28 protein-coding genes, 1 tRNA gene and 2 pseudogenes are annotated in these 23,314 nt (G+C 60.4%); 12 read left to right on the top strand and 19 right to left on the bottom strand.

Going from position 1 to position 23,314, the window contains the following annotated elements; genetic code table 11:
* Positions 1–88 precede the first annotated feature (88 nt).
* On the bottom strand, positions 89–547 hold the full coding sequence (locus NR164_RS12290; protein ID WP_232565764.1) for an anti-virulence regulator CigR family protein: 459 nt from the start codon (positions 545–547) through the stop codon (positions 89–91).
* A 577-nt stretch (positions 548–1,124) separates the two neighbouring features.
* Between NR164_RS12290 and NR164_RS12295 the strand changes: the two genes are divergently transcribed.
* The gene (locus NR164_RS12295) at positions 1,125–1,415 is read left to right on the top strand and encodes a hypothetical protein (protein ID WP_227778673.1); all 291 of its coding nucleotides are present in this window, start codon (positions 1,125–1,127) and stop codon (positions 1,413–1,415) included.
* Positions 1,416–1,622: 207 nt separating this feature from the next.
* On the opposite strand, the pseudogene NR164_RS12300 reads toward NR164_RS12295, so the two are convergent.
* A pseudogene (locus NR164_RS12300) lies at positions 1,623–1,891 on the bottom strand (IS5/IS1182 family transposase); the annotation flags it as partial.
* A 424-nt stretch (positions 1,892–2,315) separates the two neighbouring features.
* Here NR164_RS12300 and NR164_RS12305 point away from each other — a divergent pair.
* Positions 2,316–2,720 carry a hypothetical protein gene (locus tag NR164_RS12305; protein WP_152032031.1) on the top strand — a complete coding sequence of 135 codons (405 nt, stop codon included), beginning with the start codon at positions 2,316–2,318 and terminating at the stop codon, positions 2,718–2,720.
* 77 nt (positions 2,721–2,797) lie between these two features.
* On the opposite strand, the gene NR164_RS12310 is transcribed toward NR164_RS12305, so the two are convergent.
* The 4 genes from NR164_RS12310 to NR164_RS12325 form a co-directional block, all read right to left on the bottom strand.
* Positions 2,798–3,088 carry a hypothetical protein gene (locus NR164_RS12310; protein ID WP_152032032.1) on the bottom strand — a complete coding sequence of 97 codons (291 nt, stop codon included), beginning with the start codon at positions 3,086–3,088 and terminating at the stop codon, positions 2,798–2,800.
* Positions 3,089–3,236: 148 nt separating this feature from the next.
* A complete protein-coding gene (locus NR164_RS12315; RefSeq protein WP_256822795.1) occupies positions 3,237–3,551 on the bottom strand; it encodes a hypothetical protein in 315 nt (104 codons plus the stop codon).
* A gap of 105 nt (positions 3,552–3,656) precedes the next feature.
* A complete protein-coding gene (locus NR164_RS12320) occupies positions 3,657–3,965 on the bottom strand; it encodes a putative quinol monooxygenase (protein WP_256822796.1) in 309 nt (102 codons plus the stop codon).
* 98 nt (positions 3,966–4,063) lie between these two features.
* The gene (locus NR164_RS12325; RefSeq protein WP_046485310.1) at positions 4,064–4,561 is read right to left on the bottom strand and encodes a hypothetical protein; all 498 of its coding nucleotides are present in this window, start codon (positions 4,559–4,561) and stop codon (positions 4,064–4,066) included.
* 103 nt (positions 4,562–4,664) lie between these two features.
* Here NR164_RS12325 and NR164_RS12330 point away from each other — a divergent pair.
* Positions 4,665–4,859: pseudogene (locus NR164_RS12330) on the top strand (integrase); the annotation flags it as partial.
* A 115-nt stretch (positions 4,860–4,974) separates the two neighbouring features.
* Here NR164_RS12330 and NR164_RS12335 read toward each other — a convergent pair.
* Positions 4,975–5,065: transfer RNA gene (locus NR164_RS12335), tRNA-Ser, on the bottom strand.
* A 152-nt stretch (positions 5,066–5,217) separates the two neighbouring features.
* Here NR164_RS12335 and NR164_RS12340 point away from each other — a divergent pair.
* On the top strand, positions 5,218–5,889 hold the full coding sequence (locus NR164_RS12340; protein WP_057004407.1) for a Bax inhibitor-1/YccA family protein: 672 nt from the start codon (positions 5,218–5,220) through the stop codon (positions 5,887–5,889).
* Positions 5,890–5,963: 74 nt separating this feature from the next.
* Here NR164_RS12340 and murB read toward each other — a convergent pair whose 3' ends face one another.
* From murB to NR164_RS12380, 8 genes are all read right to left on the bottom strand, one after another.
* A complete protein-coding gene (murB, locus tag NR164_RS12345) occupies positions 5,964–6,983 on the bottom strand; it encodes a UDP-N-acetylmuramate dehydrogenase (protein ID WP_017848009.1) in 1,020 nt (339 codons plus the stop codon).
* A complete protein-coding gene (locus tag NR164_RS12350) occupies positions 6,980–7,444 on the bottom strand; it encodes a low molecular weight protein-tyrosine-phosphatase (RefSeq protein WP_017848010.1) in 465 nt (154 codons plus the stop codon). The genes murB and NR164_RS12350 overlap by 4 nt, the downstream gene beginning before the upstream one ends.
* Positions 7,444–8,208: a 3-deoxy-manno-octulosonate cytidylyltransferase gene (gene kdsB / locus NR164_RS12355; RefSeq protein ID WP_017848011.1), complete on the bottom strand. Its 765-nt coding sequence runs from the start codon at positions 8,206–8,208 to the stop codon at positions 7,444–7,446. The genes NR164_RS12350 and kdsB overlap by 1 nt, the downstream gene beginning before the upstream one ends.
* Positions 8,205–8,390, bottom strand: a complete 186-nt coding sequence (locus tag NR164_RS12360) for a Trm112 family protein (protein ID WP_003174668.1) — start codon at positions 8,388–8,390, stop codon at positions 8,205–8,207. Before NR164_RS12360 ends, kdsB begins: the two co-directional genes overlap by 4 nt.
* Positions 8,391–8,413: 23 nt before the next feature.
* The gene (lpxK, locus tag NR164_RS12365) at positions 8,414–9,424 is read right to left on the bottom strand and encodes a tetraacyldisaccharide 4'-kinase (RefSeq protein ID WP_256822797.1); all 1,011 of its coding nucleotides are present in this window, start codon (positions 9,422–9,424) and stop codon (positions 8,414–8,416) included.
* On the bottom strand, positions 9,424–9,852 hold the full coding sequence (locus tag NR164_RS12370; RefSeq protein WP_046382925.1) for a biopolymer transporter ExbD: 429 nt from the start codon (positions 9,850–9,852) through the stop codon (positions 9,424–9,426). The genes lpxK and NR164_RS12370 overlap by 1 nt, the downstream gene beginning before the upstream one ends.
* Positions 9,849–10,484 (bottom strand): MotA/TolQ/ExbB proton channel family protein, encoded by a 636-nt coding sequence (locus tag NR164_RS12375; RefSeq protein ID WP_046382924.1) that lies wholly within the window; start codon positions 10,482–10,484, stop codon positions 9,849–9,851. The genes NR164_RS12370 and NR164_RS12375 overlap by 4 nt, the downstream gene beginning before the upstream one ends.
* 109 nt (positions 10,485–10,593) lie before the next feature.
* Positions 10,594–12,807: a DNA internalization-related competence protein ComEC/Rec2 gene (locus tag NR164_RS12380; RefSeq protein ID WP_256822798.1), complete on the bottom strand. Its 2,214-nt coding sequence runs from the start codon at positions 12,805–12,807 to the stop codon at positions 10,594–10,596.
* Positions 12,808–12,954: 147 nt separating this feature from the next.
* On the opposite strand from NR164_RS12380, the gene NR164_RS12385 reads away from it, so the two are divergent.
* Positions 12,955–13,470: a DUF2062 domain-containing protein gene (locus NR164_RS12385; protein ID WP_017848016.1), complete on the top strand. Its 516-nt coding sequence runs from the start codon at positions 12,955–12,957 to the stop codon at positions 13,468–13,470.
* A 3-nt stretch (positions 13,471–13,473) separates the two neighbouring features.
* On the opposite strand, the gene NR164_RS12390 is transcribed toward NR164_RS12385, so the two are convergent.
* Together NR164_RS12390 and NR164_RS12395 are read right to left on the bottom strand one after the other, a co-directional pair.
* Positions 13,474–14,844, bottom strand: a complete 1,371-nt coding sequence (locus tag NR164_RS12390; RefSeq protein WP_046382922.1) for a sensor histidine kinase — start codon at positions 14,842–14,844, stop codon at positions 13,474–13,476.
* On the bottom strand, positions 14,831–15,559 hold the full coding sequence (locus tag NR164_RS12395; RefSeq protein ID WP_256822799.1) for a response regulator transcription factor: 729 nt from the start codon (positions 15,557–15,559) through the stop codon (positions 14,831–14,833). The genes NR164_RS12390 and NR164_RS12395 overlap by 14 nt, the downstream gene beginning before the upstream one ends.
* Positions 15,560–15,763: 204 nt before the next feature.
* Here NR164_RS12395 and NR164_RS12400 point away from each other — a divergent pair, with 204 nt between their 5' ends.
* The 4 genes from NR164_RS12400 (at position 15,764) to NR164_RS12415 (ending at position 20,493) form a co-directional block, all read left to right on the top strand.
* Positions 15,764–18,517, top strand: coding sequence for a response regulator (locus NR164_RS12400; protein WP_046382920.1), 2,754 nt, complete (start codon positions 15,764–15,766; stop codon positions 18,515–18,517).
* Positions 18,518–18,590: 73 nt separating this feature from the next.
* Complete coding sequence (locus NR164_RS12405) at positions 18,591–19,580, top strand: 2-hydroxyacid dehydrogenase (RefSeq protein ID WP_256822800.1); 990 nt, start codon at positions 18,591–18,593, stop codon at positions 19,578–19,580.
* 71 nt (positions 19,581–19,651) lie between these two features.
* Positions 19,652–20,092 (top strand): hypothetical protein, encoded by a 441-nt coding sequence (locus tag NR164_RS12410; RefSeq protein WP_169881558.1) that lies wholly within the window; start codon positions 19,652–19,654, stop codon positions 20,090–20,092.
* Positions 20,089–20,493 (top strand): META domain-containing protein, encoded by a 405-nt coding sequence (locus tag NR164_RS12415; protein WP_017848022.1) that lies wholly within the window; start codon positions 20,089–20,091, stop codon positions 20,491–20,493. The genes NR164_RS12410 and NR164_RS12415 overlap by 4 nt, the downstream gene beginning before the upstream one ends.
* A gap of 115 nt (positions 20,494–20,608) precedes the next feature.
* On the opposite strand, the gene NR164_RS12420 is transcribed toward NR164_RS12415, so the two are convergent.
* On the bottom strand, positions 20,609–21,070 hold the full coding sequence (locus tag NR164_RS12420) for a TlpA disulfide reductase family protein (RefSeq protein ID WP_017848023.1): 462 nt from the start codon (positions 21,068–21,070) through the stop codon (positions 20,609–20,611).
* A 115-nt stretch (positions 21,071–21,185) separates the two neighbouring features.
* On the opposite strand from NR164_RS12420, the gene arsC reads away from it, so the two are divergent.
* The 3 genes from arsC to NR164_RS12435 are packed head-to-tail and all read left to right on the top strand — an operon-like array spanning position 21,186 to position 22,553.
* On the top strand, positions 21,186–21,539 hold the full coding sequence (gene arsC / locus NR164_RS12425) for an arsenate reductase (glutaredoxin) (protein ID WP_256822801.1): 354 nt from the start codon (positions 21,186–21,188) through the stop codon (positions 21,537–21,539).
* Positions 21,536–22,150, top strand: coding sequence for an NAD(P)H:quinone oxidoreductase (gene wrbA / locus NR164_RS12430; RefSeq protein ID WP_256822802.1), 615 nt, complete (start codon positions 21,536–21,538; stop codon positions 22,148–22,150). The genes arsC and wrbA overlap by 4 nt, the downstream gene beginning before the upstream one ends.
* Positions 22,134–22,553 (top strand): DUF2069 domain-containing protein, encoded by a 420-nt coding sequence (locus tag NR164_RS12435; RefSeq protein ID WP_017848026.1) that lies wholly within the window; start codon positions 22,134–22,136, stop codon positions 22,551–22,553. Before wrbA ends, NR164_RS12435 begins: the two co-directional genes overlap by 17 nt.
* 83 nt (positions 22,554–22,636) lie before the next feature.
* On the opposite strand, the gene NR164_RS12440 is transcribed toward NR164_RS12435, so the two are convergent.
* Positions 22,637–23,308: a DNA-3-methyladenine glycosylase I gene (locus NR164_RS12440; protein WP_017848027.1), complete on the bottom strand. Its 672-nt coding sequence runs from the start codon at positions 23,306–23,308 to the stop codon at positions 22,637–22,639.
* Positions 23,309–23,314 lie beyond the last annotated feature (6 nt).

Genomic DNA, 23,314 nt, shown 5'->3' on the forward strand with positions numbered 1-23,314 from the left:
GCGATTGCTCATGGTCGCGTTTAGCGCGGATACAATAACGCCCGCGTGGCGGCGGGCGTTTGGCATAGATCGTCGAAGCGTTATCGCCTTAATCGAAGGCGCCGTTGAGGACTTCGTAGATTATGCCGGAAGCAATTGCGACCAGTATCAAGTCCGTGCCTGCCTGCTGCCATTCGTAGCCGTCGTAATGTGGAAGTCTGCCCAGCAATCGACCATCAAGCTTCTTGGCGATGCCTGGAGGAAGAGGCTTCCCTCTGGCGAGGTTCTTTTGTATTCCGGGTGGCAGTGAAGGGCCTGGGCTCCAGTAGTCACGGTAGCCGCCGAGCACTCCCAATACGCTGCTCCGGTCAATGCTTGGCCCGCGAGACCAGTCGTCTCCGCTGGAACCTTTCCCCTTATTACCCTGGTTGCCATGACCTTGACCACCTTGTGAGTTGCCTTTTCCATTGCCTTGACCTTTCCCATTGCCAGGGTCTGCGAGTGCAGCCACCGAGCCAACGGCCAAAGTAAGGCAGATAGCAGCTACAAGCGTGCGTGATCTAAACATGACGGTCTTCTCCGGAAGGGAATGCTCCCTGAAATGTAGACGGTATTGAAGGTTTTAGTTCCGTAATACCCATCCCACTCGCTGCATCCGTTAACGGAGCGTGGCGCCCAACGATAACCGCCGATTAGGCCCCCTCCAGGTTAAAAAACTGCGGAATCAGGTGCTGCTTTCGATTTCACCAATCGTCGATGCCTTACACCCAGCACTGCCAAACACGTACATACATTCCCCTTGTATTTGATAGCTTAAAGCCATCAAGCGGCATGCCTCATGCGCAGAGCCACCTTGGACAAGACGTGGACGTCTGGCAATCATCACTCATTGGTGAATTGTTTCTATCAGGGAAGAGGATCTGAAGCGGGTGACCGCCACCCCATCCTCCATAGCCAAATGCTCAGGCATGCACGCGCGCCTATGGCTGACCCTGCCCGACCAAAGCGTTAAGCATTGGTGCCTTCCCAGGAATCTGTTTTGCGACCAACAGTCGTTGCCCAGGAGCACCCTCAGGAAATGGATTCCGGAAACCATTCAATAGACGGGGCGAACTCCGAAAAGCCAAACGAGTAGGAACTTAAATATGGAGATTTATAGTATGTCAGCTCAAGAAAACTACGTTGGTGTTGGCGGATGGACTGCTTACCACGAACTGACTCCAAAGGACCATGCTGTATTCAAAGAAGCCTTGGAAGGCTTTGTGGGGGTGCAATACACCCCTGAGACGGTTGCAACCCAGGTCGTCGCCGGCACAAACTATCGCTATCACGCAAAAGCACAGCAGCCTGGTTCGCCAGCAATCTGGGCAGCAATCGTAGAAATCTACGCCCCCCTCAAAGGTAAGCCGCACATCACCCAGATCATTCGCATCTAAGCGCGCTTAACACCCTTCGGGTCACGCGAGGATTGCGGGACTCGAAGGCTGATCGCGCGCCCTTGCTTGTGCTGCGCTTCTGGCTTCTCCCTCCCCTGGAGCCGCAAGCATGACGATTGATGGTATGCGTCCGGCCAAGTCATCTACCCAGCCCTGCAAAGCCAAGGCCTGATGTCCTCTTAATTAGTAGGTGAACACCTTCGCCTGCGAAAACTGGCGCAGAATAGTAGTCTCGTACAGTGCCCTTCCATCATTGCATTGCTGTAGCCGAGTCAGCTCTGCATCAGATGACCCCGCAACATGGCCAGCAACGGATAGGCCGGACGACCACCGTCACCCTTGGATAATGCGGCTCGATCAAGGCAATCAAACCCTTCCAGGGCATAACCCGATCCATCTCAATCAGGAAGCGCTCGCGGCGGGTCTGCTTACGTTTGCCGGCGTACTCGCGCATCCGCGAAGGTCGTCTGCTTCATCGGAAAACTCGACGGGTGGCAGTTGGGTATTTTTGCCAAATCTGGAAGTCTTCTTCAGAGTTTCCTAATTGATTTTAAAGGGTGTTAACAGATCCTCCGTTTGAAAAAATAGATCTTGTACAGCCAGCAGAACTTGCAAATTTTCTCCTCATCAAATTTCAACGTGAGGTGCGGAGGAAGAGCTTCACGATGATGTCAGCCATATGCTAGGATTTGTATGCGTATAGGCTCTTATTTCGAACAGCGCTTACAACCGGGCATTCATATTCCTTATGGAGATAAGTATGGCTACTATTACCGGTGACAGCGGCTACAACGTTTTGTCGGCTACTGAAGCTTCGTATATCGAGTCCTCATTACACAGTTTGGCTTTGGCGTAACTTGCCAGCGGTAGACCTTGTTTAAACAGAAGGAGATTTATTTTATGGATATTTCCAAAGGCATACGTTTAACGACAAACATGTCGCGCAGCATTGCAGACCTGAATCTGCCGCAAGTGAAACTGCCTGCTAATTTCGCTCATACCTTAGAGAATGTGGCTGAAGATCTTCGTAAAGCGGAAGCGGTAGGACGAGGCGAAGGTCGCCTTGTTGCTGATAACTCACCCGAGAATGCAGTTCAAACTGTTGTAAAGAATAACCAGCTTGTTGCCACAATTTATAAATCCGGCGTAGTAGAAATTTCCAATCAGTTCGCTGAAAATTTAAGAAACTTGAGCCTTCCTGATTCAGGAGCGATTCGCGCCACAATGATAGCAGAGGCTGTGGGTGGGGAGGTTTTAGACGTACGCTCTCTTTCTTCGCAATCTCGGTTTTCAACAACCGTATAGATAAAAAAGAGGGGTGGTCAGGCACGAGAAGCCATCAACGCATTGGTATGGTCGATCTGGCTCTGCATTTGTATGTCTTACTGTGTAGCCTTAGAGGCGACCTTCAGAGCCGCGTCGAGATCCTGCTCAGCGATGGAAAGAATGATCCATAGATTCTCCATCTCGTAATGATGATCCTTGGATACCGCAGCCATTTTGAGCAGATTCTGTTTATTGATTTCCTCAATTTCGGCGCGGTGCTCCTGGCTTAGGGCGTTCTGACGAACCACGCTCGAACCGAGGGTCGCTGCGACCTCTGCTCTCGCTTTTTTGCTCTCGATTAACGTTAGTACCAGTACACCGGTCACGATCAGAAGCGCACCGATCACGAACACCCAGCCAGCAGAATAACCACCAGTCCCGCTACAACACTTCGCATGTCGTTCCCTCTTTGGTTTGGCGGGACTGTAGCACCTGACCGCAGAAAGCAAAAAGCCCAGCGCGAGGCTGGGCTCAAAGCAACTAATCTGCAAGAGACTAAGCGTCTGGAACTTCTTTATCGAGTGCAAGCTTTGGATCAGCCACCTCTACCCAGCCCTTCTTCAAATACTCATCTGCCACAATTCTACGTATCAAAAAACAGTAGATGATTGGCAGTCCAGCAATAGGTATAGCTGCCCATGGCGGGCCTGCAAACAGCCCCAACCCTATAGCAATACCCCAGATTAATAAATGGCGCCAAAGGCCGGCGAAGCAAAGATAGAGTGGGCCTAGGAACAATATTGCCAGAACCTGAAACGCATCGACTTCTTCAACCTTGCCATTGTCTAGACTTTTGAAGTATCGGGTCATTGCACTCTCCGTGTGGGGGTTAATTCGGAAAAATAGCACTGGGAAAGCCAGATGCAAAGAGCCCTGCGTGGGGCTGGGCTCTTCTGTTGTGAGTTCAGCCCTTCTTCAGTGCGATGAAAGCACCGCCGATTCCAAAAACAGCACTGTAGCCGGCCCCGCACGGAACGTCGGGTTGTACTTGGCTGCCTCAAGCATATGCGGAGCGAGATCATGGGCATCAAGCGCTTCTTTTGATGCCCACTTCTCGATCAATACAAAGCTATCGCTGTTTCCGACTACAGGGTGGATATCATATTGAATGCACCCTTGCTCAGCCCTGACCAAAGGAGCGAGTTTTTCAAAAGCCGCGAGCTGGTCCGAGCCTCGACCTGGCTGGGTATTGATGATGACGACAAGCCGAACTTCATCAGACATAGGTAACACGCCGCATACTAAAGAGGGGAAAACACAGTACGCTACAACCAAGTACAGATGCAAAAAGCCCAGCGATGAGCTGGGCCTAACTGGTTCAACTAGGCTCCGGTCACGGGAACTCTGCCAGCGTTGCAGTAAGGTAGTTGAATTTTTGATTTAGACTTATCGGTGGACTTCACCGTCCCATAGGCGGTTGCTAATGTGGACACCGCGTCCACTGCCATCTTCAGTCCGGGTGTCGAATCGGCGCCCACCTTTGCCAAGCTACCGTTATCGTTTAGGTCTACCGAGAATTTAGAGGTTTCGAGCCATCCAGCCTCGTAACGGATATAGCTTTCCTGGGCCGCCGGGATTAGCTTCGTTTCAGTGACTTGGACCGCAAAGCAGCCAGTGTTTTCGTCGCCGCCGGCGTAACGTAGCATCTCACCTTCTTTATTCAGGATTTTGTCCTGAATGTAATGCTCCTTTACCTGAACTAGCCGAAAAAAAGGAACCCCCTCACAACCATTCTTGCAGTCAGATTGCTCATACGTGACAATTTTCCCTGAGCATCCTGCCAGCACTGCTATCACTGAAAAAATCATAAACCGTTTCATGCCCACTTCCTCCCCTATATGGCTTATTGCCACAACAAGATCGTAGCGGGCGCTAGCGGAAGCGCCATTTTTCTACGATCTCACCTGCTGAGAGATGGCTTGCGAGAAAGCTATCGAACAAGGAGATCCGATGCTCGCTGCAAAGATCGGCGGGTTTCAATTCCGAGATATCCGACCCAAGGCGGCGTCTGAAATTGTGGATATCGGCGATGCGAGCCTGCTATTGGGGCATAGCAATCAGGAAATCACAAAGCGCGTTTATAGGAGACTCGGCGCCACCGCGAAGCCGTCAAAATAGAAAAGTTATGGAACGCTTCCATAATAGTTCTGGAACGCCGAGCAAATTAAGATCGGAAGTGTCCAAACCCCAGAAACGCAAAAGCCCCGCATCAGCGGGGCTTTCGTGTAAATCTTGGCGGGAAACCAGGGATTCGAACCCTGGGAACGCTATTAACGTTCGCCGGTTTTCAAGACCGGTGCATTCAACCACTCTGCCAATTTCCCTTTTGCATCACAGGATTATAGCAGCCCATCCTGTCTCAGCGGGCGCCATAATACCCGAATGAAACACACTGTCAAACTCTCGCCATCGCTTGTTACAGAGCGTCTGTTATGATCTTTGCGACTGAACGTTTCAAAACCGAAGGAGTGTCGCCATGCGCGAACAGAATTACGCAGTGAATGGTAACGCGCAGGCTGAGCAGCTTGAAGTCAGCCGCGTCTTGCGCAACACCTATGGCTTGCTCGCCCTTACCCTCGCATTCAGCGGCGTAATGGCGTTCATGGCGCAGCAGATGCACGTCGGCTACCCGAATGTCTTTGTCGTGTTGATCGGCTTCTACGGTCTGTTCTTCCTGACCAACAAGCTGCGTGACTCGGCCTGGGGACTGGTGTCGGCGTTTGCCTTGACCGGTTTCATGGGCTTTATCCTCGGCCCGATCCTTAACCGTTACCTCGGCATGGCCGGCGGCGCGGAAGTGGTCAGCTCGGCGTTTGCCATGACAGCCCTGGTGTTTGGTGGTTTGTCGGCGTATGTGCTGATCACCCGCAAGGACATGAGTTTCCTGGGTGGCTTCATCACCGCCGGCTTCTTCGTGTTGCTGGGGGCAGTGGTCGCTGGCATGTTCTTCCAGATCAGCGGTCTGCAGTTGGCGATCAGCGCAGGTTTTGTGCTGTTCTCCTCCGTGTGCATCCTGTTCCAGACCAGCGCCATCATCCACGGCGGTGAGCGCAACTACATCATGGCGACCATCAGCCTGTATGTGTCGATCTACAACCTGTTCATCAGCCTGTTGCAGATCTTCGGCATCATGAGCCGCGACGACTGATTGCCAGCAGTACAAAAAATGCCCCGTATCGCAAGATACGGGGCATTTTTGTTTCAGGGCGCTTTGTTCAGGGCTCAGTACTGGTTGGGCTCCATCTCCAGATCGACCTTGAAACGCTGGGCAATATCCTGCTGGATACGTAGCGCCAGGTTGGCAATGTCATGCCCGGTGGCGCCGCCGTAGTTGACCAGCACCAATGCCTGCATCTTATGCACGCCGGCATCTCCATCACGAAAGCCCTTCCAACCGGCCTTGTCGATCAACCAGCCGGCAGCGAGTTTCATCTGCCCGTCGGCCTGGGGATAGGCCACCAAGTCCGGATACAAGCCCTGCAGCTCGGCGGCCAGCGCCTGGGACACCAATGGGTTTTTGAAGAAGCTGCCGGCATTGCCCAGTTCTGCGGGGTCCGGCAGTTTTTCCCGACGGATGCCGCAGATCGCCCGGCTGACATCGCTCGGGGTGGCGTCGGTAATCCCCTGCCCGGCCAGGCGCTGTTGCACGGGGCCGTAGTCGAGCTTGAGGTGGCTGACGCGGCTCAGGGCAAACCGCACCCGCAGGATCAGCCACCGTCCGGTTTCGTGTTTGAACAGGCTGTCCCGGTAGGCGAAGTTGCATTCTTCCAGGCTGAAATCACGTAACTCGCCGGTCTGGCGATCCAGGGCCGTCAAGCCGGCGAACACATCCTTGATCTCCACACCGTAGGCGCCGATGTTTTGCATCGGTGCGGCGCCCACGGTGCCGGGGATCAGGCTGAGGTTTTCGAGGCCGCAGAAGCCATGTTCCAGGGTCCACAGTACGAACGGGTGCCAGGCTTCGCCCGCTTCGGCCTCGACCACCACATGCTGGCCGTCATCCTGTAGCACCCGAATACCCTGGGTCGCCATGCGCAATACCAAGGCCGGAATATCCCGGGTCAGCAGCAGGTTGCTGCCACCACCGATCACCAGCAGCGGTACTGCCTGGGCGGCGGCATAGGCCAGGGCCTCGCGAACATCCGCGTCGCTGTGGGCCTCGGCGAAGAGCTGGGCACGCACGTCGATGCCGAAGCTGTTGAATGGCTTGAGCGATACCTGCGCAAGCACTTGCAAGGTCATAACCGCCCCTTCAATTCGATCACCAATAAATCACAGGCTCGTTCAATCAGGTCCAGGACCCGCTCAAAGCCTTGTTCGCCTTCGTAGTAAGGGTCTGGCACCTCGTCCACTTCAGAGTCGTAGCGGCGCAGGAACAGGTCGAGCTCGGCCTTGCCCTGCCCCGGCTGCATCGCTTTGAGGTTACGCAGGTTGCTGTGGTCCATGGCCAGGATCAGGTCGTAACGCGCAAAGTCGGCGCGGGAGACCTGCTGCGCACGCTGGGCCGACAGATCGTAACCGCGCTGCCGCGCTGCCTGTTGGCTGCGTGAGTCCGGTGGGTTGCCGATATGCCATTCCCCCGTGCCGGCGGACGCTACGTCGACCTGGCCAGCCAAACCCGCTTCGCGCAATTTATGGCGCAATACGCCTTCAGCGGTGGGCGAGCGGCAGATGTTGCCCAGGCAGACAAACAGAACCTCCATCAGGCCCCCAGCAGGCGGCGGACGCGCTCGAGGTCTTCGTGGGTGTCAACACCCGCAGGCGGTGCTTCCAGAGCATCGCCGACATGGATACGCACGCCGTGCCACAGGGCACGCAGTTGTTCCAGGGATTCGGTGTTTTCCAGCCAGCACGGGCCCCAACTGACGAAGTCATGCAGGAAACCGGCACGGTAGGCATAGATACCGATGTGACGGCGGTACGGCACGCCTTCTGGCAACCGGTCAGGATGCCTGGCAAAAGCATCCCGCGCCCAGGGCAACGTCGAGCGGCTGAATGTCAGCGCCAGGCCGTTGATGTCGCTGACCACTTTGACCACGTTCGGGTTGAACAGCGTTTCAATGTCTTCGATGGGCTCGGCCAGGGTCGCCATGCGCGCTTCGCCATGGGCCGCCAGGTTCGCGGCCACCTGGTCGATCACGCGCGGCGGGATCAACGGCTCGTCACCTTGCACATTGACCACGATGGCATCAGGCGCCAGGCCAAGTTGTGTGGCCACTTCGGCCAGGCGGTCGGTGCCGGAATTATGGTCTTCGCGGGTCAGTACCGCTTCGGCACCGAAGGTTTTGCACGCATCGATAATGCGCGGATCATCGGTGGCCACCACCACGCGTTCGGCGCTGCTTTTGCAGGCCTGTTCCCACACCAGCTGAATCATCGGCTTGTTGCCGATCAGTTGCAGCGGTTTACCCGGCAAGCGGGTCGAGGCGTAGCGCGATGGAATGACAACGGTAAAGGCTGTAGTCATTTATCCAGGCGCTCGTCGGTGGTCAGCGTGCGGGCTTCGCTTTCCAGCATCACCGGGATGCCATCACGGATCGGGTAAGCCAGGCCGGCGCCTTTGCTGATCAGTTCGGTCTTGTCCGCGCTGAGCTTGAGTGGGCCTTTGCAGATCGGGCAAGCGAGGATGTCGAGCAGTTTGGTGTCCATGAGTGTTTCCTGGAATGAAGCGTTTAAGGCAAGAGACGGGCGGGCAACAGACGCATCAGTTGCATGTCGAACCAGGCGACAAACGCTGGCGACGGCACCGCATCCACCGCAAGGTACCACCAGTCGGACTGGGCAAAGGCGCGGCACTTCACCGCGTCCTTCTCGGTCATGACCAGCGGCAATGATGGCGTGAAATTCAAGACTTCCGCGCTGTAGGACGCATGGTCAGCAAAAGCATGGGGTATCGGTTGCCAGTGTAGCGTTTCAAGGGTGTTGAAGAAACGTTGCGGGTTGCCGATACCGGCGACCGCATGCACCTGCTGGCCCGCCGGGAAGTAATCGACCGGCTGGCGTTCGCCGGTTTGCAAGTTGACCAACGCCGTGGGCAGCAGACGAAAGGCGAAACCATCTTCGCGATCGGCCGCGGCGCCATTATAGAGCAGCGCATCCACGCTCTTCAGGCGCTCCGCCGGTTCGCGCAACGGCCCGGCAGGCAGGCAGCGGCGATTGCCCAGGCCCCGGGCGGCGTCGATCAGCACCAGCTCAAGGTCGCGAGCCAGGCGGTAATGCTGCAGGCCGTCGTCGGAGAGGATCAGGTCCAGGGTTTCGCTGGCCAGCAGCGTCTTCACTGCGCGGCTGCGATCGGGGTCGATCATCAAGGGGACGCCGCAGCGCTGCACGATCAGCAAGGGTTCATCGCCAGCCACTTCAGCAGCGTGGCCGGCCTCGACCCGCCACGGCAACTGCGGTGGCTTCGCGCCATACCCGCGACTGACCACGCCCACACGCAAACCTCTGCGCTGACAATGCTCGATCACCCACAGGATCAACGGCGTCTTGCCAGTCCCGCCCACGGTGATATTGCCGACCACCACCACCGGCACCGGCGATTGGTAGATCTCGCCCTCGCCCGCCAGGAAGCGCGCGCGCTTGCGCTGCACCACCGCGCGATACAGCGACTCCAGCGGCCGCAGCAACGTCAGCGCCGGATGGCCTTCGTACCAGGCCTTGAGCAAGCGATCGGACATGGCCATCAGGGTTGGCTCACCGCCTCGACGGTGCTCATGCGCAAGTGGCTGAACCCCAGCTTGCCGGCAGCGTCCATCGCGGTAATGACAGCCTGGTGCTGGGTCTTGCCATCAGCACTGATCGACAGCGGCATCTTGGTATCGCCACCGGACTCTTTCTGCAGGGCTTCCATCAGGCTGTTGAGGTCGTTCTTCTCGAGCAACTGGTTATTCACCGAAAACACGCCGTCGGCACTGATGGCGATATCCAGTTGCTTGACTTCCTGGTCCTCGGCCGGCGAGCCGCTGACCGCTTCCGGCAAATCGACCCGCAGCTGGGTCTGCCGCGTAAAGGTGGTGGTCACGACAAAAAACAGCAGCAGGATAAACACCACGTCGATCAGCGACGCGAGGTTGATATCAACATTTTCCCGTTGCTTGCGGCGAAATTTCACGCTTTGTCCCCGACCAAGTCCACGTCACGGTCGCCCTGCACCACTTCCACCAGTTTGATGGCTTCCTGCTCCATGCCGACCACCAACTCATCGATCCGGCGTTGCAGGAAACGGTGGAAGAACACCGAGGGAATACCGACCATCAGGCCCGCTGCCGTGGTGATCAGGGCCTTGGAGATACCACCGGCCAGCACCGCGGCGTTGGTGCTCATGCCCGAGCCCATGAACGAGCTGAAAATATCGATCATGCCCAGTACCGTGCCCAGCAGGCCGAGCAACGGTGCCATGGCGGCGATGGTGCCGAGGGCGTTGATATAACGCTCCAGCTCATGGATGACCCGCGCGGCGGCCTCTTCGATGCACTCTTTCATGATCTCGCGACCATGCTTGGAGTTGGCCAGCCCGGCCGCGAGGATTTCACCCAGGGGTGAATTGGCACGCAGTTCCTTGAGTTTCTGCTTGTCGAGCTGCTTGTTCTTGATCCAGCCCCAGACCTGCCCCAGCAGATGCTCGGGTGTGACACGGCTGGCGCGCAAGGTCCACAGGCGTTCGGCAACGATGCCGAGTGCGGCGATGGAGCTCAAGATGATCGGCAACATCATCCAGCCGCCGGATTTGACCAATTCCCACACAGTGAATGTCCCCTCGAAAAAGTGCGCCACTTTACCATATAGGTCAGGCAGCGGGGCTCGTCGACCCACGACCCGCCGATCACAGGCTTCGGCCATTGGTAACGTGCGGTTACGGTAGCGCTTCTCGCCAGAAGCGGCGTTGACTGCGCGCAACAATCGGTGGCGCGAAGGCGCCCAATCGCAAACGTACCGCGCCCTGTTCGGCGCTGTCATACACCTGCGCTCCCAACGCTTGATAGCGCTCCACCACCTGTGGATGAGGATGACCGAACGCATTGCCGCGCCCTCGGGAAATCAGCACCGACTTCGGCGCCAGCCGCTGCAGAAACGGCCAGGATGACGAACTGCGGCTACCATGGTGAGGGGCTTGCAGCCAATCGGTCGGCACCGCCAGGGCCGAGGCCAGAAACGCCTGCTCTGCGGCGCGATCGATATCGCCGGTGAGCAGCAGGCGCTCGCCATTGGCCTGTACGTGCAATACACAGGATTTCGGGTTGCCATCAACTGCGTCTGGCCATTGCCACAATTCAAAGGACACGCCGTCCCACGCCCATTGTTCACCGCTGATACAAGGCTGAGTGTCGAGAAGCGCCGGCAACCCTTCGGTTTCACCACCGACGACCCGTTTGATCGGCAGTCCACGGGCGACAGCCGCCGCACCGCCGGCATGATCGGCATCGGCATGGCTCAGTAACATCATGTCCAGAGCGTCTACCCCGAGCCTCTTCAGCGACGGCAACACCACCCGCGCGCCGAGATCGACCGCCCCGGAGCGCGGGCCGGCATCGTAGAGCAAGGTGTGATGGCGGGTGCGCAGGATCAACGCCAGCCCCTGCCCGACATCCAGCTGCAGTACGTCCACCTGCCCGTGGGGCACCGGCTCGCGCGGCGGGAACACCGCCAACAACAGCATCGGCCAGCCGAGCAACCGAAACGGCACACCCTTGGGCAGCAACAGCAACACTGCACCGACCAGGCTAACCAGCCAATAGCCCATGGGCACCTCGGCCGGTATCCACGCGGGCAATTGCCCCGCCAGCAGCGCCAGGGCGTTGAACAAGCCGTCCAGCGCCCCACCCGCCAGCCACAACAAGCCCGCGCCCACGAACGGCACCGCCAGCAATGCCGTCCCGAGCAGGGCCAGGGGCAACACCACCAGGCTGATCCACGGCACCGCAAATAGATTGGCCAGCGGCGCACTGAGGCTGATGGGCAAACCCAGCACCAGTAACACCGGGAAAAGACCGATGGCTATCAACCATTGCGGACGGGTCCATGCCTGCCAAGCACTCCAGCGTCCTAACCGACCGCCGAACGTCAGCCCCAGTACCGCCACGGCCGCAAAGGACAACCAGAACCCCGGCTGCAAGCTGGCCAAGGGTTCAAGGACGAGCACACCATTGAACGCCAGCAACAGCGGCCACCAGATGCCCAGATGACGGAAACGCAAACGCCACAGCAACACCAGCCCCACCATTACACAGGCGCGCTGCACCGGCACGCCGAACCCCGCCAGCAGGCCGTACCCCAACGCCGCGGTAAACGCCAGGCCACATGCCCACGGCAGCCACGGCCAGGTGCGCGGCCAGCAGCCGTAGCGCGCCAGAGCGGCGACGAGCGCGTAGATCAACCCCGCCAACAGGCCAATGTGCTGGCCGGAAATGACCAGCAAATGCACCGTGCCGGTGTCCTGCAAGACACGCCAGTCGTCGGCCGTCAGCCCGGAGCCGTCTCCCAGCACCAGGGCCGCCAGCCCCGCCTCGCGCCCTTGGGCGTCCACCGCCATCAAGCGCTGACGGACCGCGTCGCGCCAAGCATTGCGGGCCGGCGCCAGGCGTTCGCCGTCCTTTACCGAGCCGGTGGCGCCGATGCGCTGGGCGAGCAGCCAGGCTTCATGGTCGACGCCATGGAAGTTGAGCAGGCCCGACGGACGTTTAAGCGTCACCGCGAGGCGCCAACGCTCACCGCTGCGTACCGGTGGGCCACCGTGCCAGTACAGCCGAATGCGCGCGGGCAAGCGGGCGTTGCGCGACCGGCTGTCGCTCAGTTCGAAACGCACGCCGCTGTCAGTCTGCTGCGGCAACCCGCTCACACGCCCCTCCAGCCAACGCGTCTGGCCGTCGAGCATCGGACGCAAGCGGTCATCCAGCGCCCACTGCGCGCTCACACATGCCCAACACAAGCCGAACAGGAAAAACGCCAGCGGATAAGTACGAAACGGCAGCGACATCAACGCCACCACTGCCAGGGCCAACAGCATCCCGGCAGGCGGCAGTGCGGGTAGAAATCGCAGCGCAAGCAGCCCGAGTGCAAGCGCGAACATCCCTGTCCTCATGGATCATTCCTTTGACGTGATCCATTCAGTCTTAGCTGGCCCCCGGCCGCAGCCTATGATGTTTTGTCACAAAGTCTGAATTTTCTGTTTATAGAATGCGCGCATACTTGCCCCTCGACTTGATCTGGACCCCTTATGCCCCGGCGCTTATTCAAACGGTACATGCCCGACCCCACCAGTATCAGGGAACACAAGTCATTACAGTTTCTGGGCACCTTGCTGCATGACCCGAACCTCTGGCATCTGAATCGGCACTCGGTAGCCCGCGCCATGGCGGTAGGCCTGTTCGCGGCGTTTATCCCGATCCCCTTGCAGATGCTCTTGGCGGCGGTGCTGGCGATCACGGTGCGGGGCAATATGCCGATTGCCATCAGCCTGGTGTGGCTGACTAACCCGATCACCATGCCAGTGGTGTTCCTGTGTACCTACATGACCGGCGCCTGGCTGATGAACGTGCCGGCGCGCAGCCTGCCCGACGACCTGACGTGGGAGTGGATCAGCGGTCAGTTGAGCACGCTGTGGCAGCCGTTCCTGCTCGGCTCGCTGGTACTCGGTGTGGTGTTGGGCGCGCTGGCCTATTGCCTGACCATGGGTTACTGGCGCTGGTGGGTCGCGCACCAATGGAATAAACGCAAACTGCGTCGCGCTTGAGCCCTAGGCTGCGCACAAACGCAGATGCACACGCAAGCCCTGGCCGGTATTCTCCGCCCACAAGCTGCCGTCCTGACGTTGCACCGCATTGCGCGCGATGCTCAACCCCAGCCCGAAGCCACCGTCGCCAGGCCGTGAGCCGTCCAGGCGGATGAACGGCGCGAAGATCCGTTCCAGATCGCGTTCATCAATACCCCCGCCCTGATCCTCCAGCCATAGGTGCCAATATGCGCCATCACGGCGCCCATCGAGGCTGACGACACCGCCCGCAGGTGAATGCCGTATGGCGTTGCGCAGGATATTTTCCAGCGCCTGGGCCAGGGCGTTCAGATTGCCGCGTACCCAACAATCCGGCCCCAGCCGGCATGGCAGCCGCGAGGCTGGCCAATCGCTTTCGAAACAGGCGTTGTCCTTGAGCATGTCCCACAACGCCTGAACCTGAATGTCTTCGACAGGCAGCGGCGTCCGCTCGGTGTCCAACCAGGCCAATTGCAGGCTGTCCTCGACCAGACGCTGCATGACGTCGATCTCCCGCCCCAGCCGTTCACGCAGTTGCGCCAGATCCTGCTCGCTGTCACAGGCCACGCGCAAACGGCTGAGGGGGGTGCGCAGTTCATGGGACATGTCCCGCAACAGCTGTTGCTGCAATACCACCGTGCCCTGCAACCGCTCGGACATATGGTCAAACGCCCGCCCCAGCTCGCCCAATTCATCCTGGCGGCTGGTGGCATCGTGGGACAGCCGCGTGTTCAATTGATCGGCACGCCAGGCGTTGGCCTGCTCGCGCAGTTGATTGAGCGGCATGATCAGCAGCCGGTACAGGCCGATGCACAACAACAGGGTAAACAGACCGGGAATCACGCCATTGGTCACCACCCGCCAGAACAGTTGGTAGCGCCCCGGCATAAAGCGCTGGGGCAACTCGATCACCAGCGAGCCGACACTGGGGTCCAGGGGAAACGGGATTTTCAACCATGGCAGGCCTTTGGCGTGGCGGCTGACCGGCCAGTCCAGGCCGCGCAGAAAAGTCAGGCGCTGGCTTTCCTTGTCGGTCAACGGCGTGCTGGCGAGGGATTGCAGGTCGTTGCCGATCACGCCGATCCAGGTGCGCTCACGCGCAGCCATCAGTTGCAACCAGGCGTCCACACCGTCAGCGCCCTGGGTACTCCAGGCCAACTCCGCTCCCGCCGCATAACCGCTGAGAATCTCGCGGGAGGTGTCGGACAGATAAGCGTTCTGCTGCTCCATGTACCGGCCCCAGGACCAACTGAGCCAGATCATCAACAAGCAGAAAGCAATCAGCAGGCAGGCCAACTTCCAGAATAACGAGTGCCTGCCCGGCAGACGTTTCAAGCCCCCCTCAAAGGCCGTCATCGTGACCGCTCAACACATAGCCCTTACCCCAGACGGTACGCACTTCACGCTCGCTATAGCCGATGCTCTTGAGTTTGCGGCGAATCTGGCTGATATGCATATCGAGGCTGCGGTCATGGGGCGCATAACCGCGCTGCAGCACGTGCTGATAAAGGAAGGCTTTGCTCAGCACTTCCTCGCCGTTGTTGTGCAAGGTCTGCAGCAGGCGGTACTCGCTGCGGGTCAGCCCGGCCCACTGCTGCTGGTAGAAGACGTCGGACAGTTCATCGTCAAAGCGCAGGCTCCGGGCGTCGTCGCGCACGGGCGGCAAACTCAGCGGCGGACGGCGATCCAGGGCCACCCGGCGCAGGATGGCTTCAATACGCACGCGCAACTCGATCATGCTGAACGGCTTGGGCAGGTAATCGTCCGCACCCAGGCGAAAGCCGTTCACGCGATCGGCTTCGGCGCCCAGGGCCGACACCAGGATCACCGGGACCGCATGGCTCTGGCGCAGATGCGTGAGGATCGACAGCCCGTCCAGCCCCGACAGCAGAATATCCATCAACACCACGTCGAAGACGTGCTCGCGGGCCATCTGCAGGCCTTGCTGGCCGTTCCGGCACCACGTGACCTGAAAGCCACAGCGCCCCAGATGCTCGTGGACATAGGCGCCCAGCACGGGGTCATCTTCGATGGTCAGGATACTGGGTAGACCAACTTCCACGGGATTCATTAGCGCCTGCAAGTAATTCTCAATCACTGATTATTCAAGATTCCTCCGCGCCAGGCAATCGCCACGTCGCGCCAAATGGCCCGAAGATTGCCTGCTGTCATTAATTTGCAAGATTCCACGCCGCGCAAATGGCTACACTGCGCAGGGGTGCGGGCCGGATGCCTGCACGGGCGATCGATCACAACGTGGTAGCAGGAGAGTGGCGTGCTTAGAAGAATGGGGATAAAAGGCCGCGTACTGTTGCTGACCTTATTACCGACCAGTCTGATGGCCTTGTTGTTGGGCGGCTATTTCACCTGGATGCAGCTCTCGGAGTTGCAATCCCAGTTGCTGCAACGTGGCGAAATGATCGCCGAGCAGTTGGCCCCACTGGTGGCTCCGGCGCTGAGCAGCAAGAACGCCGACCTGCTCGAACGCATCGCCACCCAATCCCTGGAACAACAGGACGTGCGCGCCGTTTCCTTCCTTGCGCCGGACCGCTCGTCGATGGCCCACGCCGGCCCGACCATGCTCAACCAGCCGCCGGTGGGTAACAGCTCGCACCTGTTGCAGCGCACCGGTAACGACGCCACGCGCTATCTGCTGCCGGTGTTTGGCCGTCATCGCAACCTTGCCGGCGAGTTGATTCCCGATGAATCCGACCGCTTGCTTGGCTGGGTCGAGGTGGAACTGTCCCACAACGGCATGTTGCTGCGCGGTTATCGCAGCCTGTTCGCCAGCCTGCTGCTGATCGCCATCGGCCTGATCTGCACGGCGACCTTGGCCCTGCGCATCAGCCGCACCATCAATTCGCCGATCGGCCAGATCAAGCAAGCCGTGGCCCAACTCAAGGACGGCAACCTGGAAACCCGCTTGCCGGCGCTGGGCAGCCAGGAGCTGGACCAACTTGCCTCAGGCATCAACCGCATGGCCGAGACCCTGCAGAACGCCCGGGAAGAACTGCAGCACAGCATCGACCAGGCCACCGAAGACGTGCGCCAGAACCTGGAAACCATCGAGATCCAGAACATCGAGCTGGACCTGGCGCGCAAGGAAGCCCTGGAGGCCAGTCGCATCAAGTCGGAGTTCCTGGCGAATATGAGCCACGAAATCCGCACCCCGCTCAACGGCATCCTCGGTTTCACCCATCTGCTGCAAAAAAGCGAGCTGACACCGCGCCAGCTGGATTACCTGGGCACCATCGAAAAGTCCGCCGATAACCTGCTGGGCATCATCAACGAGATCCTCGATTTCTCGAAAATCGAAGCCGGCAAGCTGGTACTCGACAGCGTGCCCTTCAACCTGCGTGACCTGCTGCAAGACACCCTGACCATCCTCGCCCCCGCCGCCCATGCCAAACAGCTGGAACTGGTGAGCCTGGTGTACCGCGACACGCCGCTGGCATTGGTGGGTGACCCGCTGCGCCTCAAGCAGATCCTGACCAACCTGATCAGCAATGCGATCAAGTTCACCCGCGAAGGCACCATCGTGGCCCGGGCGATGATCGAGGATGAACAGGAAGACAGTGTGCAACTGCGCATCAGCGTGCAGGACACCGGCATCGGCCTGTCCAACCAGGACGTGCGTGCGCTGTTCCAGGCGTTCAGCCAGGCCGACAACTCGCTGTCGCGCCAACCGGGCGGCACCGGCCTGGGCCTGGTGATTTCCAAGCGCTTGATCGAGCAGATGGGCGGCGAAATCGGCGTCGACAGCACACCGGGCGAAGGCTCGGAATTCTGGATCAGCCTGAACCTGCCCAAGACCCGCGACGACGTCGAAGACCTGCCCTGCGCGCCGCTGCTCGGCCGCCGCGTGGCCGTGCTGGAAAACCACGAACTGGCGCGCCAGGCTTTGCAACACCAGCTCGAAGACTGTGGCCTGGATGTCACGCCGTTCAATACCCTGGAAAGCCTGACCAACGGCATCACCGGCGCGCATCAGACCGAACAGGCGATCGACCTGGCGGTACTCGGCGTCACCGCCAATGACCTCCCGCCCGAGCGCCTCAACCAGCATCTGTGGGACCTCGAACACCTGGGCTGCAAGGTGCTGGTGCTGTGCCCGACCACCGAGCAAATGCTGTTCAGCCCGTCGGTGCCCAACCCCAACAGCCAGTTGCAGGCCAAGCCCGCGTGTACGCGCAAGCTGCGCCGCGCCCTGACCGACCTGATCAGCCCGCGCCCCACGCGCTGCGAACCGGGTGAACCGTTGTCCAGCCGCGCGCCGCGGGTGCTCTGCGTGGATGACAACCCGGCGAACCTGTTGCTGGTGCAAACCCTGCTGGAAGACATGGGCGCCAAGGTCCAGGCCGTGGAAAGCGGCTATGCGGCCATCAATGCCGTCCAGCAGGAAACCTTCGACCTGGTGCTGATGGACGTGCAGATGCCCGGCATGGACGGTCGTCAAAGCACCGAGGCGATTCGCCAGTGGGAAAGCGAGCGCCACGGCACACCGCTGCCAGTGGTGGCCCTCACCGCCCACGCCATGGCCAACGAAAAGCGTGCGCTGCTGCAAAGCGGCATGGACGACTACCTGACCAAACCCATCAGCGAGCGGCAATTGGCCCAGGTGGTGCTGAAATGGACCGGCCTGGCCCTGCGCAACCAAGGGCCGGAGCGCCCGACCGAAGGCCTCGGCCCAGGCGTGCGATTGCTGGTGCTGGACCACGAGGAAGGACTGCGGCTGGCCGCGGGCAAGGCGGACCTGGCGGCGGACATGCTCGCCATGTTGCTCGCCTCCCTCGAAGCCGACCGCCTGGCCATTACCCTCGCCCGGGAGGCCAATGACAACCATGCCTTGATCGAACGCGTCCATCGCCTGCATGGCGCCACCCGCTACTGCGGCGTACCGCAACTGCGCGCCGCCTGCCAACGCGCCGAAACCCTGCTCAAGCAGGACGACGCCAAGGCCATGGCCGCGCTGGACGAGCTGGACATGGCCATTGCCCGGTTGGCCAGTGAAGCGCGGGTCAGCGCCTGAGATTTTTTTACAACGCCGGGCCCGTTCCCACAGGGTCCGCGTTACCAAAACGTACATTGCAGGGAGCTATTTCATGCGCGTCATTCTTTTCAGCAGCCAGACCTACGACCGCGACAGTTTTCTCGGCGTGCCGCTGCCGCCCGGCGTGGAACTGCAATTCCAGCCCGCCCGGCTCACCCTCGACACCGTGGCCCTGGCCGAACGCCACGAAGTGGTCTGCGCGTTTATCAACGATGACCTCAGCGCGCCCGTGCTGGAGCACCTGGCCACGGGCGGCACCCGCTTGATCGCGCTGCGCTCGGCCGGTTACAACCATGTCGACCTCGCCGCCGCCAAGCGCCTGGGCCTGACCATCGTGCGTGTGCCCGCCTACTCGCCCCATGCCGTCGCCGAACACGCCGTGGCGCTGATTCTCGCCCTGAACCGGCGCCTGCACCGTGCCTACAACCGCACCCGCGAGGGCGATTTCAGCCTGCATGGCCTGACCGGCTTCGACCTTGTCGGCAAGACCGTCGGCGTGGTCGGCACCGGGCAGATCGGCGCCACCTTCGCCAAGATCATGGCCGGTTTCGGCTGCCACCTGCTGGCCTACGACCCGTTCCCCAACCCGCTGGTCCAAGCGCTCGGTGCGCGCTATGTGAGCCTGCCCGAGCTGCTGGCCGAAGCGCAGATCATCAGCCTGCACTGCCCGCTCACCACCGACAGCAAGCACCTGATCAACGCCCGCTCCCTGGCGCAGATGCAGCCCGGCGCGATGCTGATCAACACCGGGCGCGGTGGCCTGGTGGACACCCCCGCGCTGATCGAAGCGCTCAAGGACGGCCAACTCGGCTACCTGGGGCTGGATGTGTATGAAGAAGAAGCCCAGCTGTTTTTCGAGGACCGCTCCGACCTGCCCCTGCAGGACGACGTGCTCGCGCGCCTGCTGACGTTCCCCAACGTGATCATCACCGCGCACCAGGCATTTCTCACCCGCGAGGCCCTGGCGGCGATCGCCGAGACCACCCTGGCCAACATTGCGGCCTGGGCCGATGGCCGGGCGCAGAATCGTGTCGACGGATGATCAGCGGTCACATACCAGGCGCATGATCCGCAGGCGCGCGTGCTAGGATGCCGCGCCTATTTGGAGGAACCATGGCCGAACACGATTTCCGCTTCAGCTTGCTGAGCCCGCAACACACCCTGATCGAATGCCGCGCCCTGGTGCCGGGCCGCTATCAGGTCACCGGCAACGGTGGTTCGATCAAGCATGGCGACGTACTGATCGTCACCCTGCGCGGCAGTAAAACCCTGTCGATGCGCCTCACCGTCGAAGGCGACGCGCGCTACTCCATCCGCCCGGCGGGTCAGTGGGTCGCCATGGCCCAAGGGCCGAAGTTCGGCGAGCTGGAGATTCACACCTGGAACGTCAACTGCGACAGCTGCGAGGCCGTGCTGGAGTTTGAATTCGCGGTGGAGACCAAGCTGACCAAGGAACCGCTGCAACCGGCCGCCAATGCGCGCATTGCCGAGTTGGGCTGGGCCAGCGAAGGCGCCAAGCACCGCTGCCCGAAATGCCAGAAGGCCGCGCAATGAAAGGCCTGCTTCTGCTGGCCGCCGTCGGCGCGAGCCTGATGGGCTGCGCTGGCGATGCGGCAAAGCTCGAGCGGGATCACAGCTACGTGGTGGAATGGATCGGTGAGCGGCCGCTGATGGATTACGCGCACCTGAGTGTCACCTTGGGCGCCGATGGGCGCGCCTACGGCAACGGCGGGTGCAACCACTGGTTCGCGCCGTACACCGTGGAGGGCGACAAACTCAGCTTCGGCAAGATCGGCAGTACGCGCAAACTCTGCGGCGACGCCCTGATGGAGCAGGAACACCGCTTCTTCCAGGCCCTGCAAGGCGTTGAGCGCTGGGACATCTCGCCGATCGAGCAGACCCGCTTCTGGCCGGCCGAAGGCAAGCCTATTCGCCTGTGGCTGGAAGAAGGCTGATAGCAGGCTCAATGGGATCTAACTGTGGGAGGGGGCTTGCTCCCGATTGCGCTATGTCAGTACCGAATATGTTGGCTGACACACCGCCATCGGGAGCAAGCCCCCTCCCACATGTTCAACCGCGCAGGGCCTTGAGCTTGGCCAGCACGCCTTGTGCCGTCTGTTCGCCCATCAACTGCTCACGCACCTTGCCCTTGTCGTCGATAATGTAAGTCACCGGCAACGCTTCGCTGCGTGGAATATCAAAGATCCCGTCCGGGTTCTGCGCCAGCACGGTGAACTTGATGCCCAGCTTGTCACTGGCTTCCTTCAGTTCCGCGCCCTGCACATTGTCGAAATTGACCCCGAACACGCCGACGTTCTGCCCTTTGAGCTGTTCAGCCAAGGCATTGAGCTCCGGGATTTCCGTGCGGCACGGGCCACACCATTCCGCCCAGTAGTTGACCACCAGCCATTGCTTGTCCAGGCGTTCGGCCGCCACTTTCTGGCCATATTGGTCAACGCCGTAGTCATTACCGCAGCCGCTGAGCAGCAGGGTTGTGATGATCGCCAATGCACCGATCAGTCGCCTTGTCATGGGGTAATCCTTCGCAAAAATGAACGTTGGCTGCGACGGATCGCCTCTTACGGTTTAAGGACCGGGCGCAGCGCAGGTAGAATACCCGCCACCTTACGCAAGATGCGACCCGCACATGACCGATCTGACGCTTTATCACAACCCGCGCTGCTCGAAATCCCGCGGAGCGCTCGAACTGCTGGAAGCACGCGGCCTCGCGCCGACGGTGGTGCGCTACCTGGAAACCCCGCTGAATGCCGCGCAACTGAAGACCCTGCTGGGCAAACTGGGGATCAGCGCACGCCAATTGCTGCGCACCGGCGAAGAGGAATACAAAATCCTCAACCTGGCAGACGCGACGCTCAGCGAAACACAGCTGATCGCCGCCATCGCCGAGCACCCCAAGTTGATGGAACGTCCGATCCTCGAAACCCCCGACAAAGCCATCATCGGCCGCCCACCGGAGAGCGTGCTGGAGATCCTGCCGTGAGTGCGCCGTATGTGCTGGTGTTGTATTACAGCCGCAACGGCTCGGTCAGCGAAATGGCCCGGCACATTGCCCGAGGCATCGAACAAGGCGGGATGGAAGCGCGCCTGCGCACCGTACCGGCGATCTCCAGCGAGTGCGAAGCCGTAGCGCCGAGCATTCCGGCCGAAGGCGCGCTGTACGCCAGCCTGGATGATCTGAAGAACTGTTCAGGCCTGGCCCTGGGCAGCCCGACCCGCTTCGGCAATATGGCCGCGCCATTGAAGTACTTTATCGACGGCACCAGTAACCTGTGGCTGACTGGCGCCCTGGTCGGCAAACCGGCCGGGGTGTTCACCTCCACCGCCAGCCTGCACGGCGGCCAGGAGACCACGCTGATGTCGATGCTGCTGCCGCTGCTGCACCACGGCATGCTGATCACCGGCCTGCCCTACAGCGAACAAGCGCTGCTCGACACCCAGGGTGGCGGTACGCCTTATGGCGCCAGCCACCATGCTGGCCCCGACGGCAAGCGCCTGCTGGATCAACATGAAATCGCCCTGTGCAAGGCCCTCGGCCTGCGCCTGGCGAAAACCGCTGCGTTGCTGGAGAACGACCGTGGCCAAAAAACCTAAGATCCTGCCACCCCAGGCGTGGCTGGAGCCGCGGGTCAAAGTCGCACGCGCCCTGAGCCTGCTGGCGTTTTTCGGCCTGGTGGGCTTGCTCTGCGTGTATTACCTGTTCGTCGCCGACCTGCACGGCGCACGGCCGTGGGTGATCCTGCTGATCGAACTGGTGCCGCTGCTGGTGCTGGCGCCGGGGATACTGATCGGCAGCGCACGCGGGCATTCATGGATGTGCTTTGTGGTGAACCTGTATTTCATCAAGGGCGCACTGGCGGCGTATGACCCGAACCGCCAGTGGTTCGGCGTGCTGGAAATGCTGGCGAGCCTGGCGCTGTTCTGTACGGCGTTGCTGTATGTGCGCTGGCGGTTCCAGTTGGATCGGCGCTTGGCCGGCGAGGGTCAGCCGGCCTGACCCGCCATCATCGCGGACAAGCCCACAGTTGAAATGCAGTTTCCTGTGGGAGTGGGCTTGCCCACGATGGCATCACCTCGGTCTCAATGATTGACCGTATACGCCAGCATCATCGACAACTGACACATCGGCCGCCCGCTCTCGGCATGCCACTGGTTGAACGCCCCCTGCACCGTCGCCAGATCGCGCAGGCTGGTGGGGGCCTTGTCGACGATCTTCTGCGCGTGCAGGGCCGCGACCACGTCATCGCTCGGCACGAACGTATCCTTGCCCACCATGCGCAGGAAGCGCGGCGCCGACAGCCCGCCCAACTGGTGGCCGTGCTTGCTCAGGTATTTCCACAAACCGACGATATCGGTCACCGGCCAGTCGGCGATAAACGCGCCGAAACTACCCTTCTCCTGGGCGATATCCAGGATCATCTGCGCGTTGCGCGGCACACTCTTGAGCTTGCCCAGGTGGCGGATGATGCGCGTGTCCTGCATCAAGCGCTCCAGGTGCTCGGCGCCCATCAGCACGACTTTTTCCGGGTCGAAGCCAAAGAACACCTGCTCGAATGCAGGCCATTTGGCATCCACCACGCTGTGCTTGAGCCCGGCGCGGAAAACCCGCAGCGCCAGGGTCGACAGGTAGCGATCATCACTGATCTGGCGTAATTGCGCCGGCGTCTTGGGCACAGGCAGACGGGCTTCCAGTTCGGCCGCCGAACCGAAGCGGTTCAGACAATATTCGTGCAGCCACTTGTAATCGCGCATGCCCTC

Origin of the sequence: Pseudomonas sp. Pse79, from assembly GCF_024519615.1 — a bacterium.
In the GTDB taxonomy this organism is placed as follows: domain Bacteria; phylum Pseudomonadota; class Gammaproteobacteria; order Pseudomonadales; family Pseudomonadaceae; genus Aquipseudomonas; species Aquipseudomonas veronii.

Excerpts from the sequence above, each read along its gene's own strand:
- NR164_RS12290 (WP_232565764.1), bottom strand. The coding sequence starts at position 547 with ATGTTTAGATCACGCACGCTTGTAGCTGCTATCTGCCTTACTTTGGCC.
- NR164_RS12295 (WP_227778673.1), top strand. The coding sequence starts at position 1,125 with ATGGAGATTTATAGTATGTCAGCTCAAGAAAACTACGTTGGTGTTGGC.
- NR164_RS12305 (WP_152032031.1), top strand. The coding sequence starts at position 2,316 with ATGGATATTTCCAAAGGCATACGTTTAACGACAAACATGTCGCGCAGC.
- NR164_RS12315 (WP_256822795.1), bottom strand. The coding sequence starts at position 3,551 with ATGACCCGATACTTCAAAAGTCTAGACAATGGCAAGGTTGAAGAAGTC.
- NR164_RS12320 (WP_256822796.1), bottom strand. The coding sequence starts at position 3,965 with ATGTCTGATGAAGTTCGGCTTGTCGTCATCATCAATACCCAGCCAGGT.
- NR164_RS12325 (WP_046485310.1), bottom strand. The coding sequence starts at position 4,561 with ATGAAACGGTTTATGATTTTTTCAGTGATAGCAGTGCTGGCAGGATGC.
- NR164_RS12340 (WP_057004407.1), top strand. The coding sequence starts at position 5,218 with ATGCGCGAACAGAATTACGCAGTGAATGGTAACGCGCAGGCTGAGCAG.
- murB (WP_017848009.1), bottom strand. The coding sequence starts at position 6,983 with ATGACCTTGCAAGTGCTTGCGCAGGTATCGCTCAAGCCATTCAACAGC.
- NR164_RS12350 (WP_017848010.1), bottom strand. The coding sequence starts at position 7,444 with ATGGAGGTTCTGTTTGTCTGCCTGGGCAACATCTGCCGCTCGCCCACC.
- kdsB (WP_017848011.1), bottom strand. The coding sequence starts at position 8,208 with ATGACTACAGCCTTTACCGTTGTCATTCCATCGCGCTACGCCTCGACC.
- NR164_RS12360 (WP_003174668.1), bottom strand. The coding sequence starts at position 8,390 with ATGGACACCAAACTGCTCGACATCCTCGCTTGCCCGATCTGCAAAGGC.
- lpxK (WP_256822797.1), bottom strand. The coding sequence starts at position 9,424 with ATGGCCATGTCCGATCGCTTGCTCAAGGCCTGGTACGAAGGCCATCCG.
- NR164_RS12380 (WP_256822798.1), bottom strand. The coding sequence starts at position 12,807 with ATGTTCGCGCTTGCACTCGGGCTGCTTGCGCTGCGATTTCTACCCGCA.
- NR164_RS12385 (WP_017848016.1), top strand. The coding sequence starts at position 12,955 with ATGCCCCGGCGCTTATTCAAACGGTACATGCCCGACCCCACCAGTATC.
- NR164_RS12390 (WP_046382922.1), bottom strand. The coding sequence starts at position 14,844 with ATGACGGCCTTTGAGGGGGGCTTGAAACGTCTGCCGGGCAGGCACTCG.
- NR164_RS12395 (WP_256822799.1), bottom strand. The coding sequence starts at position 15,559 with ATGAATCCCGTGGAAGTTGGTCTACCCAGTATCCTGACCATCGAAGAT.
- NR164_RS12405 (WP_256822800.1), top strand. The coding sequence starts at position 18,591 with ATGCGCGTCATTCTTTTCAGCAGCCAGACCTACGACCGCGACAGTTTT.
- NR164_RS12410 (WP_169881558.1), top strand. The coding sequence starts at position 19,652 with ATGGCCGAACACGATTTCCGCTTCAGCTTGCTGAGCCCGCAACACACC.
- NR164_RS12415 (WP_017848022.1), top strand. The coding sequence starts at position 20,089 with ATGAAAGGCCTGCTTCTGCTGGCCGCCGTCGGCGCGAGCCTGATGGGC.
- NR164_RS12420 (WP_017848023.1), bottom strand. The coding sequence starts at position 21,070 with ATGACAAGGCGACTGATCGGTGCATTGGCGATCATCACAACCCTGCTG.
- arsC (WP_256822801.1), top strand. The coding sequence starts at position 21,186 with ATGACCGATCTGACGCTTTATCACAACCCGCGCTGCTCGAAATCCCGC.
- NR164_RS12440 (WP_017848027.1), bottom strand. The coding sequence starts at position 23,308 with ATGCGCGATTACAAGTGGCTGCACGAATATTGTCTGAACCGCTTCGGT.